Consider the following 17,107-nt stretch of genomic DNA (forward strand, 5'->3'; position numbering starts at 1 on the left):
TTCTTATTTTAGTAATAACTTATTTATATAACTGTGTAAAGACACGTCTCAAAACTTTTGCTTTTTTTTTATAAAAACTGAGACAAATCTTTTCAAAAAGTGTCTCATAAAGAAGAAAAATACAAAAAGGATTTGAAAATTGTTGATTTTCTTCAGTTTTTAAATAACATAAACTGATAGGTTTTCATCAGAAAAATTTGCGCATAAATTCTGTTTAAATAACGCATAAAAATATAAGTTTTCCCATTTTTCTGAAAATGAAAAAAAGCGGTGTATTGTTCTTCTTTTTTGTATGATCAGCTTGTAATTTGAAAGGAGGTCTTTTTATGTTTTTTGCAAAGAGACACCACTGGTTCTCTTTCATTTTCTGTATGTTAGGGGGGATATTATTTATCATTTATTCAGGTTTGCAAACAAATGGGACAGCAAGTGCACAAGAAGAAAATACGATCGCTATTACCGAAACGGAGCAGATCAAGCTGACAGGTCAACGGGAGGGCAATCAATTTACTTTACGTTATCAGCTACCACAAAAAAACAAGCAGCAACGCATCTGGCTGCAATTATATGCACTGGATGAAACGAAAGAACAACCGCTAACGAAAACGAACAACAAAGAGGTGGTTGTTATTGAGGATGAATCTGCACAGTCTTGGCTAACAACACAAGACTTCTTGAAAACACCCTGTGAACAAGAAGTAACGTTTCAACTACCCAATGAAACAAAAAAACTGAAGTTGGCGCTTCAGATTGAAGAATATGATCATGAAAATCAAGAGTCGCACAAATTGGCGTCTTTGGATGAATTGATAGTTGATATTCCGCTTGCGACAGAATCTGCTTCCTCAGATAGGGTGGAAGTCAGCTCAACTGATTCGCAAGCTGCAGAAACCGGCACGGAGTCAACTTCGGGACAAGTGTCGAATGAAGACTCAAAAGGTGTTTTTAACGAAGAAACGCAGGAAGAGACAAAGGAAACAGGAACGACGACAAGTTCTTCTGAAGATGAAACACTCATTGAACCGTTTAAACAAGAACGTCTTTATCAAAAAATGACCGTTTCACAGGCTTTTGCTTCGATTGAACCAGATTATACGACAGACCAAAGCGGGACGTATCCTTCGGCGAATTGGAAAACCGATGAAAAGAGTAACGTCTTAAATCATCAGGGGAACAAGGATGCAGGAGAAACCTGGGATGGCGTAACTACCTGGAATGGTGATCCAGAAAATGTGACCAACTCGTATATTGAGTATGGTGGTGTAGGTGACGAAGCAGATTTCGCTCTGCGAAAATTTGCCAAAGAGACGAATACCCCGGGACTATTTGATGTTTACCTAAATGTACGAGGGAATGTTCAACGTCAAGTCGATCCCATCGATGTCGTGTTGGTCGTGGATTGGTCAGGCAGTATGAATGAGATGGGACGCATCACTGAAGTAAAAAAAGGTGTGGAACGCTTTTTGAATCAAATTGAAGGAAGCGGCATTCAAGACAGTGTCTACATGGGCTATGTCGGTTATTCCAGTGATGGTAGCAATTACCAAAACAAAATCTGCCAATTAGGAAAATTTTCGGAAGTCAAAGAGACTATCCGGACCATGACGCCAGAAACTGCAGCTGGGGGGACCTTTACCCAAAGAGGGCTGCGCCAAGCAGGGGATATGCTATCGACGCAAAATGGACATAAGAAAGTCATCGTTTTGCTAACAGATGGCGTGCCTACTTACAGTTACCATGTGTCCAAAGTGCAGACGCAAGCAGACGACAGTTATTATGGAACCGCCTTTTCACTTACTCAAGATCAGCCCATGAATACATCGTTTATCCACGATTGGTATTTTGCACCTGATCAATACGGTAACTCTAAACGGATCGACAATACGTTTGTCGCTACGATCGGTGAGGCGATGGCGTTAAAAGAGCGCGGGATTGAGATTCACGGATTGGGGATTCAACTGCAAGGAGATCAAACAGCTGGGTATACAAAGGCCGATGTTGAGAACAAAATGAGACAGATGGTTTCTGCAGATGAAGAGGGGCATCTTTATTATGAGTCAGCCAATGAAGCAGCGGATATTGCCGACTATCTCGAGAAAAAAGCCCTTCATATTTCGGCGACAGTCACTGATGGAGAGATTACTGACCCCATTTCGCAGCCATTTTTATACGAAGAAAATAGCTTGTCCATCAAAAGTGTCGGTTCTGCTGATCTAACGGTGCAGCCTGAGGTCACGGTATCTGACAATACCCTCAACGCTTCTAGTCTTTATTTAGGCGAAGGACAGGAACTGCAAATTCATTATCAAGTGCGGATTCAAACAGAAGCAGCGGATTTTAAACCAGATACTTGGTATCAAATGAATGGTGAAACGGTGTTTTATCCGAATCATCAATCCGATCAAAAGGCATTGTTTGGTGTGCCATCTGCCAAAGCACCTGGTAAGGAGTTGACGATCAAAAAAGTCTGGGAGGAATACGATGGTGATGTGTCAAGTCGCCCAGAATCCGTTTATTTTGAAATAAGTAGAAGCCCGGTTACTAGCAAGGAGAGCTGGCAAACAGGATATCTCGAACTTACTGAGACCGATGCGCAAGATCAGACAACTTGGGAACGAAGCAAGGTTCCCGCGGTTTCTGAAAAGGATGGACCGAATTACGAAGAAACCCGTCTACTGCCGCTTTATAATAACCAAGGAGAAACTTTTGATTATCAAGTCACAAGTGAACGAACAGTGTCAGGCTATGAAGCGACAAAAGTGGACGCTTATACATGGAAAAACACAAAGACGTTTGTGCCCCTGGCATTAAACCTGATCAAAAAATCCGCTGTAGCAGAGGTGAAGTTGACAGGTGCCGTTTTTGAATTGACGGGGGCAGGGGAGACAGTGACCCTTGTGGATCAAGGGGATGGAACGTACGGGCTGCCAGCAGATACTGCGTTGCAAAAAAGTCAGACGTATCGTTTAAAGGAAGTCACTGCACCGGCGGGACATTATTTGGCTGAGCAAACCCAGTGGCAGATTCATGTCGATGCACAAGGGCATGCGACGATTGATGGGCAACCCGTCACACTGGTCGAGCATACGATTACGCTGGAGATCACCAATCCCTTTACAGAAATTCCAGTCGCTATTCGAAAATACACGGTACAAAAAGAGCAGCAAGTACTGTTAGCTGGGGCTGTCTTTTCTCTGCAACAAAAAACAGCAACGGGGGATTATCAAGAAATTGCCTCAGAAACGTCGGATGATGTTGGGATGGCTGAATTTACGATCCTTGAGCCTGGCGCTTATCGTATCTCAGAAACAGCCGGTCCGCTCGGATATGATACGGTTGCCGGTGACTATGAATTTGTTGTTGGTACAGACGGAAAAATCCAGTATGTAGGGGAAAACGTCGATGGGGATGCCAACTGTTGGACCCTTACCCATGGCAATCAGTTAAAACCATTTGATTTAGTGGTTAATAAACAAGACGAACAGGGACAAGCACTTGAGGGAGCAAAATTCCGGCTAAGTGGAAACGGACGGACTGTCGAACTGCCTGAAAACGGAGAAGCACTAGCGGTATTTCACTTCCAAGATCTTACACCCGGCAGCTATACCTTGGAAGAAACTGGTACACCCGCAGGCTATGCAGGTTTAACAGCACCTGTCCAAATCAAGATTGAAGAGGATGGTCAGGTCTTTATCGATGAAGAACGACAACCGAATCTTCTTGTTTCTGGAGAAAAGAACAATCAAATAGAATTGATCGTAACCAATCAAGTGAAAGTGTCTCTTCCTGAAACCGGAGGGAATTGGCATGGATGGATGGTCATTCTTTCAGCAAGTCTGCTAGTCCTTTTAGCGGGAAGCTATTTGTACGTTAAGCGCAAAGATAAGCCTTCATTAAAGTAATTCTTCCATTAGCGAAAGAAAAACAAAAAAATTTAGAAGAGAGGAAAGAACAATGAAAAAGATTTTTAATCATACGAAAATGGTTTGTCTCCTATTTTTACTTTTGCCATTTGTCTTTTTTGGAACAAAAAATCAGCAAGTATCCGCAGAGACCAATTTGGCACAGGTTCATCTGCATAAAAAGAAAATGGTCAATCTACCAGGTTCATTGATTCAAAATAGTGGGACCGAGATGGCAGAGTTTGATCAATACCAAGGCTTAGCCGATGTCACTTTTTCTGTCTATGATGTGACAGCAGCCTATTATGAAAAACGATCTGCAGGGGCATCCGTTGAAGAAGCCAAGCGTCAAGTCCAAACCTTGACGTCTGGTTCCCCTATAGCTAACGGGAAAACAGATGCAGCCGGTGATTTGGTTTTTGAATTGCCGAAAAAACAAGCCGATCGGGATGCTGTTTACACCATTGTGGAAGAACCTAAAGACGGCGTTACCTCTGCTGAGAATATGGTGATCGCCTTTCCTGTGTATGAAATGATCCAACAAGCAGATGGCTCTTATGTTTATGGAGAAGAAGAGCTTGACACGATCCATCTTTATCCGAAAAATCTCGTCACAAATGAAGGAACGCTCCTTGTGAATAAGCGAGGAACGGGGGAAAACGAACCACTGAATAATGCGGAATTTGTTGTTTCAAAGCAAGAAGGAAACCAACAGACCAAGAAATATATTTTAAGTGCAGCCGATGGACTCTATACGTGGACGACCGACAAACAAGCAGCGTACCGTTTTTTAACAGGTAAACAATATGCTGCCGGAGACGTTGGTATCGATGTGAGTGAGAACCAAAAAGGACAGCTAAAGATTGCACAACTAGAAACAGGCGCCTATCAATTAGAGGAAACGAAAGCCCCAAGTCAAGCCGCCTTAATCGAGGAAGAAAGGATCAAGGATTTCACGATTGATTCAGGAAGTAACGTTACTGTTGAGCTAACAATCAAGAATGACACAACAAATGTTACCAAAACAACACCACAATTAGACGGCAAAGACGTGGAGATCGGCGAAAGAATCCAATATCACCTAACGGTCATTATCCCATCAGGTATTCAAGATAAAGTAGGAGCTGAAAACAAATACAAACATTTTCAATTGATCGATGCCCATGATCCAGCATTAACTTTTGAAAATACAGCTGAAGGAGAAACAGGCTATGCGTTGTATGATGGAGAGCAGAAAATCGACGCGACGAATTACCAAGTAACGGAAAAAGAGCATGGCTTTACGGTAACTATCAATCCAGAATTTTTGCCGCAATTAACGCCGGGAAATCAATTACGCTTTGTGTATTATATGTATTTAAATGAACAGGCTATGCCTATCAATGGCTTTACGAATGAAGCAAATGTAGAAACGGATTTCATGACGGATCAAACGCCTCCAAGCGTGGAAGTTTTGACAGGGGGCAAACGGTTTTTAAAAGTCGATGGGGCTGTGACCGCTACCGAAGCATTGGCAGATGCAGTTTTTGTTGTACGGGATCAAGACCATGATGAGGCCAACTACTTGAAAATCGAAGAGGGAACCAAACAAGTATCTTGGGTGCAAACAGCGGATGAAGCGACGAAATTTACCACAGGTGCAGATGGATTAGTTGATATCATTGGGTTGAAATTTGGCACCTACTATTTGGAAGAAGTAAAAGCACCAAAAAATTATGTGCTACTAACAAATCGCATCGCTTTTGAAGTCCATGAAACATCCTATGGAACGAAAGAGCAATTGCTAGAACCTGAAAAAGTCCCTAACCGCCGCAAAGGAACTTTACCGGCAACTGGTGGTGTCGGCACGTATTTAATGGGCGCCATCGGAGTGGTGATCGTTGGTTTAGCTGGGTGTTACTTTGTAAAACGGAAAGGGTAAGTAAATGAGATGAAGATGCACGATGACGATCAAAAGGAAAAGAAATGGCGCGAGATCACTTACTAAAAAAGTGACTTTGTTGGATGTTTTAATGGGTATTTTGCTGCTGATAGGAGTCCTGATTATCAGTTATCCTTTTGTAAGTAATCAACTCAACACGTTTTTGGATCAGCAGTTGATCAGTTACTACCAAAGCCAAGCCAAAAAAATGAGTGAAATAGAAAAACAGCAAAAGCGGAACCGGTTGGAACAAACGAATCAAGAACTGGCACAGCGGGCAAGTAATCCTGGAATCAAAGAAACGCAAGCTTCAGCAGAAACAAAGGACTCAGAATCAGTCGACACCCCTGATTACTATGAACGACATACGATCGGTGTTTTAAAGATCCCCGTAATCGATGTCGCTCTCCCGATTTTTGATCAAACCACCGATACGTTGTTAAAAAGAGGCGCAACATTATTGGAGGGCGCTTCGTATCCAATAGGTGGGGAAGATACCCATGCAGTTCTGTGCGGACACCGTGGGTTAACGAGTGCAACCCTCTTTACGGATCTGCCTAAGCTGCAGATCGGCGATGCGTTTTATATCGAAACGTTTGATGATACGTTGGCGTATCAAATAGATCAGATTAAAACGGTCGCCCCTGATGATACCGAAGCACTAAAAATTGTCAAAGGCAGTGATTATGTCACCTTACTAACCTGCACACCCTATATGGTCAATAGCCATCGTTTATTGGTTCGCGGCAAAAGGGTTCCTTACAATGAAGAAAATGAAACAAATGCCGCGAAAAAAGCAAACCAGCAGGATTTGTGGGTGCTGCTAGTTGTAAGCACCATACTATTACTACTTCTGCTGATGATTAGCAGAATCAAAAGAAAAAAACAGCATGATTTGATCACTCCCAATGATAAGAAGCAAAGATAGCAGGTTTTCCTCTAGATCCACTAGAAAATGACTTGTTAACCTTACTCAGAACGAAACATGTCGTGTGAAATATGGTACAATAACGAAGATAAAAGGTAGTAAAAAGCAGTCGGTCTAATGGTAAAGGTGTCAGAAAAAAGGAAGAATGAGTGGGTAGACAAGCTTTTTCCAACCACTTCCCCAAATTAAAAAGCGAGAAAGCGCGTATGACGCATGAGAATCGCGCTGAAAGCTTTACCTATGCACGAGGTTGGAACAAGAACATTGTCCTAAAGCAACTTTAGCAAAATGCCCAGTGTGACTAGTATCTCTGATGGTTTTAGAGCAAATAGTCCTCGTTCTTGTCAGGTATATACTGCAGGGATTTAGACACTACTGTCTTTTTACCAATTCGAAGAAGTACCAAGGAGGAAAACGTTCAAATGACCATTCAATGGTTTCCAGGCCATATGGCGAAAGCCAGACGTGAAGTAAGTGAAAAATTAAAATTCGTGGATATCGTTTTTGAACTCGTGGACGCACGCTTGCCGATTTCATCCCGCAACCCCATGCTGGATCAATTATTACAGCAAAAACCACGTTTGATCTTGATCAATAAAGCGGATCTCGCAGATCCCGTTCAAACCAAAAAATGGGAGCATTATTTCCAAGCACAAGGCTATTTAGCCTTGGCGATCAACGCCCAAGACAATCAAGGCGTCAAAGCCATTGTCCCGACGGCTAAGCAAGTCTTGAAGGAAAAAATTGCTCGCGACAAAGCGAGAGGCTTGAAGCCTCGTGCGATTCGAGCGATGGTGATCGGCATCCCGAATGTCGGAAAATCAACCTTGATGAACCGCTTAGTAGGGAAGAAAATTGCTCAGACGGGCAATAAACCTGGTGTGACCAAAGGGCAGCAATGGCTGCGTTTTGGGACTGATCTAGAGCTGCTAGATACGCCCGGGATCTTATGGCCAAAATTTGAAGATCCAGAGATCGGCAAGAAGCTGGCATTGACCGGAGCGATCAAAGACCAGCTGATCCATTTGGATGATATCGCATTGTATGGACTTGATTTTTTCGCTCGTTATTATCCTGAAAGAATCGCCAATCGTTACCAATTAAAGGCGGAGGAAGAGGCGTTATTAGCGCCAGACCTTTTAATGAAGATCACGGAAAAACGTGGCTATAAAGACAATTATGATCGAGGAAGCGAACTTGTTGTCTTTGACATTCGGCAAGGAAAATTAGGCCGTTACACACTAGATCGAGTGGAGGAAATGGAAAGTCAAGATGAAACAATCGATTAAGACAATCAAAGAGCGATTATTTGATCCAACCTTTAATGACCCGGCATTTTTGCAGGAATTGCTAGCAGATGAACGCGCGGGGGTCCAAAAGCTGTTGCAACAATATGAGAAACAATTAGTCAAACAGCAGCTTTTGCGGGAGAAATATGAAGAAATGATGCGTTTTGAAAACGAAGCATTTAAACAAGGCGCCCGTTTTATCGCCGGTTTAGATGAAGTAGGACGCGGACCTTTAGCAGGACCCGTGGTGTCAGCTGCGGTGATTCTGCCTAAAGAATGCCAGATTTTGGGGTTGAATGATTCAAAACAGCTTTCTGCGAAGAAAAGAGAAGAACTGTTTATCGAAATTCAAAACAAGGCTGTTGCTGTCGGTATCGGTGTGGTTAGTCCTGAAGAAATTGATCGGATAAATATCTATCAAGCGAGCCGCCTGGCGATGAAAGAAGCTTTGATCGACTTAGCGGTCAAGCCGGAACATTTGCTCATTGATGCGATGACCATCGAGACCGATATTCCTCAACAAAGCCTGATCAAAGGCGATGTCCGCTCCATTTCGATTGCCGCAGCAAGTATCATTGCCAAAGTCTATCGTGACAATTTAATGAAAGATTTTCATGATGTGTATCCTTTTTATGGGTTTGATCAAAATGCTGGGTATGGGACCAAAGTTCATTTAGAAGGGTTAGCTGCCCATGGAATTTGCCCTATTCATCGAAAAACCTTTGCCCCAGTTAAACAATACCTATAAATTTCATCCATCCCTCTTTTTTTAGCGAATCTTATAAGTAAGATCACTAAGAAAAGAGGGTTTTGTTTATGAAGTATCAACAAGCAACAGATTTTGAAAAACAGTTGATAAAACTGTACTACTGTCAGGGAATCGGTCTGCAAGGCTGCTGGAAGATTATTTGGTATTGGTTGGAAACAAAAGAGATGCGTTGTTCGTTGGAAGAGATGATTGCCATCGGCGTCCTTCCACAGCATAGGACGGTTTTTCGGCGATCATGGGAACAATTGACAGAAGAGCACATCACACAAAAGATGGGGGAACAAAACTACCTCACCTTTTTTTCGGCGGAGTATCCGATGCTTTTAAGACAAATTGCGGACCCACCATTGATGCTTTTTTATGAAGGAAATCTGCAATTGCTGCAAACGCCCATGATTGGATTTGTCGGCGCAAGAACAGCTTCTCGCTACGCGCGTAAAGTTTGCGAAAAGCTGATTCCACCGCTAGTGACGGAAAATTATACGATCGTTAGTGGATTGGCAAATGGTGTTGACAGTTTTGCCCATGAATCAGCCATCAGAAATCGTGGGAAAACTATTGCCGTGATTGCGTCTGGGTTGGACCATTGTTATCCTGCTTCTGCGTTTCCATTATTTCAGCAGATTCGTCAAGAACATCTAGTACTGAGTGAATATTCTCATGATACTAAACCGCAAAGACATCACTTTCCCTTGCGCAATCGCATCATTGCTGGTATTTCAAAAGGGATCTGTGTGATTGAAGCTAAAGAAAGAAGCGGTTCTTTGATTACGGCACAATTAGCAATGGAAAATGGCCGAGAAGTTTTTGCAGTACCTGGTGAAATGATTTCCGATCAGTCAAAAGGTTGTCACCACTTGATTCAAGATGGCGCAAAATGTACGATTAGTGTGTCAGATATTTTACAGGAGTTAGCCTTTTTTTGATTTTTCCAATCAACCTTCCTTGACAAACCTTTTCTTGAAAGCTATGATAAGCTACGATTTGTATGTTTCATCTGCATACGATAGGTTCACTGATTGATAGAATATAATAGTAGGAAAAATTCAGGAAGGAGCCATTCTTTATATGGCATATAAATATTTAGTAATCGTGGAATCGCCAGCAAAGGCGAAAACCATTGAAAAATACCTTGGACGAAATTACAAAGTCGTCGCAAGTGTCGGTCATATTCGTGATCTCCCTAAAAGTAAAATGGGAATTGATGTCGAAAATGACTATGAGCCGCATTACATTTCGATCCGTGGCAAAGGCGATGTGATCAAAAGCCTTCGTTCAGCTGCAAAAAAAGCCGAGAAAGTCTACCTCGCAAGTGACCCGGATAGAGAAGGAGAAGCCATTGCTTGGCATTTAGCTTTTCTGCTAGGGTTAGATTTAAAAGATAAAAACCGAGTCGTCTTTAATGAGATCACCAAAGATGCCGTCAAAGCAGCTTTCAAAGAGCCAAGAACGATCGATGTAGATCTCGTCGATGCCCAACAAGCGCGACGGATTTTAGACCGATTGGTGGGGTATTCATTGAGCCCGATCCTTTGGCGTAAAGTGAAAAAAGGATTGAGTGCTGGCCGTGTTCAATCGGTGGCGCTTAAGATCATTATTGATCGTGAAAAAGAGATCCGTGATTTTGTGCCTGAAGAATACTGGAGCATCGATGGGAACTTTAAAAAAGCCACGAAGAAATTTAAAGCCAATTTTTGGGGCCTAGATGGCAAAAAGAAAAAATTACCGAATGCTGAAAGTATTAAAGAAGTCACTGATCGCCTTTCTGGTAAAGACTTTCAAGTGACGAAGGTTGAAAAGAAAGAACGCAAACGCAACCCGGCGGCACCTTTTACCACCAGTAGCTTGCAACAAGAAGCAGCCCGTAAACTGAACTTTCGAACGCGGAAAACCATGATGGTTGCACAGCAGCTCTATGAAGGGATCGCCCTTGGTAAACAAGGCACCGTCGGTTTGATCACCTATATGCGTACCGATTCGACCCGAATCGCAGACACAGCCAAAGGCGAAGCGGCAGAATTTATTGAAACTACCTATGGTTCAGAGTTTTCAGCGCACGGTGGCAAAAAACGCGCCAATGCACAAGGAGCGCAGGATGCCCATGAAGCGGTAAGACCAACCAGTGTGATGCGTACGCCAGAAGCCATGGAGAAATTCTTAGATAAAGACCAACTAAAACTGTATCGCTTGATCTGGTCTCGCTTTGTGGCTAGTCAAATGACACCGGCGATTTTGGACACAATGAAAGTTACTTTGGATCAAAATGGTGTCATCTTTATTGCCAATGGTTCAAAAATCAAATTTAAAGGGTTTATGCAGGTCTATGTGGAAGGGCGCGATGATGGCAAAGAAGACAAAGAGAACATCTTGCCAGAGTTAGTTGAAGGAGATGTGGTCCAATCCGTATCGATCGAACCGAAACAGCATTTCACTCAACCACCTGCCCGCTACAGTGAAGCCACCTTGATCAAAACCCTTGAAGAGAACGGTGTCGGCCGTCCTTCAACTTATGCACCAACGCTAGAAACGATCCAGCGGCGTTATTATGTGAAATTGACGCAAAAACGTTTTGAGCCAACTGAACTTGGTGAGATCGTCAATTCATTGATCGAGGAATTCTTCCCGCAAATCGTTGATATGCATTTTACTGCTGAAATGGAAAATAGCTTGGATAGCATTGAAGCTGGGAAAGAAGAATGGGTCAAAGTCGTCGATCAATTCTACCGTCCATTTGAAAAAGAATTGACGACCGCAGAAGAAAGTATCGAAAAAATCCAAATCAAAGACGAACCTGCAGGCTTTGACTGTGATCTTTGTGGCCATCCAATGGTGATCAAATTAGGTCGCTACGGAAAATTTTATGCCTGCAGCAATTTCCCTGACTGTCGCAACACGAAACCAATCGTCAAAGAAATCGGCGTTGAGTGCCCGGTCTGTCACCAAGGCCAAGTTGTTGAACGCAAATCGAAAAAAAATCGGTTGTTTTATGGATGTACCCGCTATCCCGACTGTGACTTTACTTCTTGGGACAAACCTGTAGGCCGTAATTGTCCGAAATGTGATAATTACTTAGTCGAGAAGAAAGTCAAAGGCGGCAAGCAAGTCGTGTGTATCAATGGCGACTATGAAGAAAATGTGCAAAAATAACTAACAGGATTCTCTGTTATAAAAAGAATCGGCGCATTCTTTTGAAGGGTCAGCCTCGATGTTGGCTGACAAAAGAAAGTGCCGGTCCTTTTGATTAATACAAGCAGTTTCTTATGAGAAGAGGCGAGCTTTTGAAATAAAAGGAGAGCACTATGAAAGAAATCAATGTTATTGGTGCCGGTTTAGCCGGAAGCGAGGCTGCGTGGCAAGCAGCGCAAGCAGGTGTCGCAGTAAAGCTTTATGAAATGCGTCCTAAGAAATCGACAGAAGCCCATCATACAAATAATTTTGCTGAGCTTGTTTGTACGAATTCACTACGAGGCAACAATTTAACGAATGCGGTCGGTGTTTTGAAAGAAGAGATGCGTCGCTTGGATTCAGTGATTATTACCTCTGCAGACAAAACAGCGGTTCCAGCAGGGGGTGCTTTAGCTGTTGATCGCGATGATTTTTCAGAGTTAGTCACCAAACGTGTCAAGGAACATCCTTTAGTCACTGTCATCGAAGAGGAGATCACTGAAATTCCAGATGGGATCACCGTGATTGCAACTGGACCTTTGACTTCTGAACCTTTATCCAAAGCGATCCAAGCTTTTAACGGATCAGAAGGATTTTATTTCTATGACGCAGCAGCACCGATCGTCGATAAATCCACCATCAATATGGATAAAGTTTATTTGAAATCCCGCTACGACAAAGGCGAAGCAGCCTATCTGAATTGTCCGATGAACGAAGAGGAGTTTTATGCGTTTCGTGAAGCTTTAGTCAATGCGGAAGTGGCCCCTTTGAAAGAATTCGAAAAAGAAAAATTCTTTGAAGGATGTATGCCAATCGAAGTTATGGCTGGCCGTGGACCGAAAACCATGTTGTTTGGTCCGATGAAACCCGTTGGTTTGGAAGATCCGAAAACCGGCAAGCGTCCTTACGCAGTGATTCAGCTGCGGCAAGATAATGCAGCTGCTTCTCTGTACAACATCGTTGGTTTTCAAACACATTTGAAATGGGGCGAGCAAAAGCGGGTATTCCGGATGATCCCTGGTTTGGAAGAGGCCGAATTTGTGCGCTACGGCGTGATGCATCGGAATAGTTTTATGAATTCACCAGAGTTGTTACAACAAACCTATCAATCGAAAAAACGTGAGGACCTCTTTTTTGCTGGTCAAATGACAGGGGTCGAAGGGTATGTTGAAAGTGCAGCCAGTGGATTGATGGCTGGCATCAACGCGGCCAAACTTGCAAAAGGCGAAGCACCGATCATTATGCCGCAAGAAACAACAATTGGTAGTATGGCATATTATATCACCCATGCTGAAGGCAAACACTTTCAACCAATGAATGCAAACTTTGGGTTATTGCCAGAACTTCCAGAGCGAATCAGAGACAAGAAATCTCGTTATGAAGCATTGGCAAATCGAGCGTTAGCTGCTTTAGAAAAAGCCAAAGAACAACTATAAGAGTGATGAGTCAACACCTTCTTACTAATAATTGGTAAGAAGGTTTTTTTTTAATTTGTCTTGAAACTTTAATCAAGGTGACTTATGATAGACAGTAACAATGAGAGAAGGTGGTGAAGATGGTGATCGGAGAATGGGTTCATTTGATTCAAAACTATTTACAGCGTTTTCCTACAGTGATCCAATTTTTAGGATGGCTGATCCTCTTGGTCGGGGGCATTTTCGTTGTCTTTGTTGCATTTAGTTTGCTGTTAGGTCCCTTTATGTGGCTTTACAATCGCATCACAGACAAAAACCGCAGCAATGTCATTAGCCGCAATGAGTTTGTGATCGGCGAACTGACGGAAAAGATTGTCGGAGACACAATCGGCGAAGTCATGGAAATAGGGAGTCAAAGTGCACGTTCTGTTTATCCCGCTCGGTTTTTTCGAGAAGAAGATCGTGAAAACAATGTTCGATTGCCAGTCGGCACCAAAGTCATCATTGTCGATTTTGATAAAAAAGGGATCGCGTTGGTGGTTGAAAGTAAAAATTTTATAGAATAGGAAGTGTTAGGTTATGGTGGATACAGGATCAGCAGTCGATTTTTTAAGTAATCCAATTTTATGGATCATTGTCCTCGTTGTTTTATTGGTTGCCTTTTTGATGATACGTTACCGTATCGGGAAACCCGATGAAGCGTTGATCGTTACAGGATCATTCTTAGGAAAAGAAGGTATCAAAATCTTAAAAAACAGTGGGACATTTGTGATTCCTATTGTTCAAAAAGCTCATAAATTAAGTTTATTGACCCACAAGTTAGAGATTGGGACACCAGAAGTTTATACGGAACAAGGCGTACCGATCAAAGCCAGTGCGACGGTGCTTGTGAAGGTCGGTAATAGTACCGAATCGATCAAGACAGCCGCCGAACAATACTTAGGTAAATCCACAGGTGAATTGGAAGATGAAGCCCAAGAAGTCTTAGAAGGTCACTTACGGGCGATTCTAGGAACGATGACGGTAGAAGCTATCTACAAAAACCGGGATGATTTTGCGGAACAAGTGCAAGAAGTTGCCTCTACGGACTTGAAAAAAATGGGGTTGGAGATCGTTTCGTTTACGATCAAAGATGTCAGCGACAGCAATGGCTACTTGGATGCGTTAGGACGCCCTCAGATTGCTGAAGTGAAAAAAAATGCCGAAGTAGCGGAATCCAATGCCTTAAGAGAAACGCGGATCAAGCAAGCTGAGAATGAGCAATTGGCACAGCATGAAGAGATCCGTCGCCAAACAGAAATCGCAGAAGCGACTAAAGATATGGCATTGAAACAAGCGCAGTACAAACAAGAACGCGAAGTTGCGGATGCGAAAGCAGAACAAATCGCGGTCGGCGAACAAATGAAAGTTCAGTTGATCGAACAAGAAAAAAATATTGAGATCCAAGAAAAACAAGCGGAATTGACGGAAAAAGAATTGAATGCAACTGTCCGTAAAAAAGCCGAAGCAGATAAATATGTCGTTGAACAAAACGCTCTAGCAGACAAAGCACGTGAAATCGCCCGAGCACAAGCCGAAGCGGAAAAAGTCAAATTAGCTGCCCAAGCAGAAGCCGAACGAATTGAAAAACTAGGTAGTGCCGACGCGGAACGGATCGCAAAAGTCGGTCAAGCCGAAGCGGAAAGCCGTGAAAAGATGGCGATTGCTTTGACCAAACTAAACGAAGCCGGTATTTTGATGGAGTTCATCAAAGTGCTGCCTGAAATCGCGAAAGAAGTCAATGCGCCCCTTAGCAATATCGATAAAGTGGTCAGCTTTGGCGGCAACGATGGGCTTCAATCAATGGGAGAAGCTGGTTTAGCGCGAACTTTTGATACGATCAAAGAGACAACCGGATTAGACTTAGTTGGGTTGATCAATGACACGATGTCCACTAAACAAGGAAACAAAGAGCTAGTTCAGGCTGTATCTGAAAGCAATGGTTCGCATCAGCCAACAACGGATCCAATCGAATAAAAGCAAATAAGTGGAAACGTATCAGTCCCTCTATCTTTTGTGGAGAAGGACTGGTACGTTTTTCTGGCTTTTTTGAGGGATCTTTTGAAGAGTGATAATAATCTTACGAAGATTCTTAGAAAGTTTTCACAATTATGTCTAAACTTTGAAATATTGATTAAATTCTGACAATTCATTTGTTTTTTTTTGTGGTCTATGCTAAAGTTATTTCGAATCATGAAAAGGGGGGTTACTTTGCAAACAGATCAGTTACAAGAAGAGTTTTTTCGTTATCTTATTGTTGAAAGAGGGTATTCGGAAAAGACAAAAAAAGCGTATCAAGAAGATATGAGCGATTTTTTTTACTTCTTAAAAGAGTCTGGCAATGAAGACCCATTAGCAGTGGAGTACCGTGATGTTCGCGTCTATCTAAGCTATTTGACAGAACGAGAGTACAGTCGTAATTCCATTAGTCGCAAAATGGCTAGCTTGCGATCATTTTACCAATTTCTAACCAAGCATGAGATCGTCAAAGAGAATCCTTTCGCCTACATTCATTTAAAAAAGAAAAACGCCAAATTGCCGCGTTTTTTTTATGAAAAGGAAATGGATGCGCTCTTTCAAAGTGTTGCCGGTGATGAGCCATTACAACAGCGCAATCAAGCATTGTTAGAAGTCCTTTACGGTTCAGGTCTGCGGGTCAGCGAATGTAGTAGTCTGACGCTGGGGGCGATCGATTGGGAAAGCGGCGTATTGTTGATCCACGGAAAAGGCAACAAAGATCGTTATGTTCCTTTCGGCAGTTACGCACAAGCGGCAGTCAAGCGCTATCTTTCCTCAGGACGCAAACAACTGATGGAAAAGCAGAACAAGGAACACGATATTCTTTTCGTGAATCATCTTGGTGATGGGATCACTGCAACAGGGATCGAGTATGTGTTGAATCAAATCATTCGCAAAAGCAGTTTAGACAGTAAAATCCATCCTCATATGCTTCGGCATACGTTTGCGACCCATTTATTAAACAACGGTGCCGATATGCGGACCGTTCAAGAATTGTTGGGGCATGCCAATCTATCGACGACACAGATCTATGCGCATGTCACCAAAGACAGTTTACAAAAAAATTATCGCCAATTTCATCCACGCGCGTAAAATTGATACAGGAGGAACGTAAATGAAGTCAGAATTTCATTCAACCACCATCTGTGCGGTTGAAAAAGACGGCAAGTTTGCCATGGCCGGTGACGGACAAGTAACGATGGGAGAACAGGTCGTTATGAAAGGAACCGCTCGGAAAGTTCGTCGAATATACAACGGTGAAGTGATCGTTGGCTTTGCCGGCAGTGTGGCAGATGCCTTTACCTTGGAAGAAAAATTTGAAGGAAAATTAAATGAATACAACGGAAATTTGCAACGAGCTGCAGTAGAATTGGCGCAAGAATGGCGGACGCAGCAGTCGATGCAAAAACTAGAGGCGATGCTGATCGTCATGAATGATAAGGAGATGCTCTTAGTCTCTGGGACAGGCGAGGTCATTTCGCCAGATGAAGGGATCTTAGCCATTGGTTCAGGTGGAAATTATGCCTTGGCGGCAGCTCGTGCGATGAAACGTTATGGCGGCGAACTATCTGCCAAAGAAATCGCTGAAGGTGCCTTGAATATCGCAGCAGACATTTGTGTCTTTACGAATCACAATATCATTGTAGAAGAGTTTTAAAGA

At 42.8% G+C, this 17,107-nt stretch carries 12 protein-coding genes; all 12 read left to right on the top strand.

The genetic code is table 11. The features are described 5' to 3' along the window. Positions 1-326 precede the first annotated feature (326 nt). The 12 genes from CO692_RS13965 (at position 327) to hslV (ending at position 17,104) form a co-directional block, all read left to right on the top strand. Entirely contained in the window at positions 327-3,902 is a 3,576-nt protein-coding gene (locus CO692_RS13965) for a SpaA isopeptide-forming pilin-related protein (RefSeq protein WP_096742495.1), read from the top strand. A 52-nt stretch (positions 3,903-3,954) separates the two neighbouring features. Beyond that, the gene (locus CO692_RS13970; protein ID WP_096742496.1) at positions 3,955-5,823 is read left to right on the top strand and encodes a SpaH/EbpB family LPXTG-anchored major pilin; all 1,869 of its coding nucleotides are present in this window, start codon (positions 3,955-3,957) and stop codon (positions 5,821-5,823) included. A 22-nt stretch (positions 5,824-5,845) separates the two neighbouring features. After that, positions 5,846-6,751, top strand: coding sequence for a class C sortase (locus tag CO692_RS13975; RefSeq protein WP_096742497.1), 906 nt, complete (start codon positions 5,846-5,848; stop codon positions 6,749-6,751). A 422-nt stretch (positions 6,752-7,173) separates the two neighbouring features. Then, positions 7,174-8,040 carry a ribosome biogenesis GTPase YlqF gene (gene ylqF, locus CO692_RS13980; RefSeq protein ID WP_016613223.1) on the top strand — a complete coding sequence of 289 codons (867 nt, stop codon included), beginning with the start codon at positions 7,174-7,176 and terminating at the stop codon, positions 8,038-8,040. Then, positions 8,024-8,788, top strand: a complete 765-nt coding sequence (locus CO692_RS13985; RefSeq protein ID WP_096742498.1) for a ribonuclease HII — start codon at positions 8,024-8,026, stop codon at positions 8,786-8,788. Before ylqF ends, CO692_RS13985 begins: the two co-directional genes overlap by 17 nt. A gap of 68 nt (positions 8,789-8,856) precedes the next feature. Next, positions 8,857-9,735: a DNA-processing protein DprA gene (gene dprA / locus CO692_RS13990; protein ID WP_096742499.1), complete on the top strand. Its 879-nt coding sequence runs from the start codon at positions 8,857-8,859 to the stop codon at positions 9,733-9,735. A gap of 142 nt (positions 9,736-9,877) precedes the next feature. Next, positions 9,878-11,956 carry a type I DNA topoisomerase gene (gene topA, locus CO692_RS13995; protein WP_081119148.1) on the top strand — a complete coding sequence of 693 codons (2,079 nt, stop codon included), beginning with the start codon at positions 9,878-9,880 and terminating at the stop codon, positions 11,954-11,956. A gap of 152 nt (positions 11,957-12,108) precedes the next feature. Beyond that, positions 12,109-13,410: an FADH(2)-oxidizing methylenetetrahydrofolate--tRNA-(uracil(54)-C(5))-methyltransferase TrmFO gene (gene trmFO / locus CO692_RS14000; protein ID WP_081119147.1), complete on the top strand. Its 1,302-nt coding sequence runs from the start codon at positions 12,109-12,111 to the stop codon at positions 13,408-13,410. A gap of 119 nt (positions 13,411-13,529) precedes the next feature. Continuing rightward, on the top strand, positions 13,530-13,955 hold the full coding sequence (locus CO692_RS14005) for a hypothetical protein (protein ID WP_077452548.1): 426 nt from the start codon (positions 13,530-13,532) through the stop codon (positions 13,953-13,955). 13 nt (positions 13,956-13,968) lie between these two features. Then, positions 13,969-15,405 (top strand): flotillin family protein, encoded by a 1,437-nt coding sequence (locus tag CO692_RS14010; RefSeq protein ID WP_077452547.1) that lies wholly within the window; start codon positions 13,969-13,971, stop codon positions 15,403-15,405. Positions 15,406-15,600: 195 nt separating this feature from the next. Continuing rightward, positions 15,601-16,539, top strand: coding sequence for a tyrosine recombinase XerC (gene xerC / locus CO692_RS14015; protein ID WP_077452546.1), 939 nt, complete (start codon positions 15,601-15,603; stop codon positions 16,537-16,539). Between the two features lie 22 nt (positions 16,540-16,561). After that, a complete protein-coding gene (gene hslV / locus CO692_RS14020) occupies positions 16,562-17,104 on the top strand; it encodes an ATP-dependent protease subunit HslV (protein ID WP_005229630.1) in 543 nt (180 codons plus the stop codon). The last annotated feature ends 3 nt before the right edge of the window (positions 17,105-17,107 follow it).

This window comes from Enterococcus sp. FDAARGOS_375, assembly GCF_002393265.1.
Lineage (GTDB): Bacteria > Bacillota > Bacilli > Lactobacillales > Enterococcaceae > Enterococcus_D > Enterococcus_D innesii.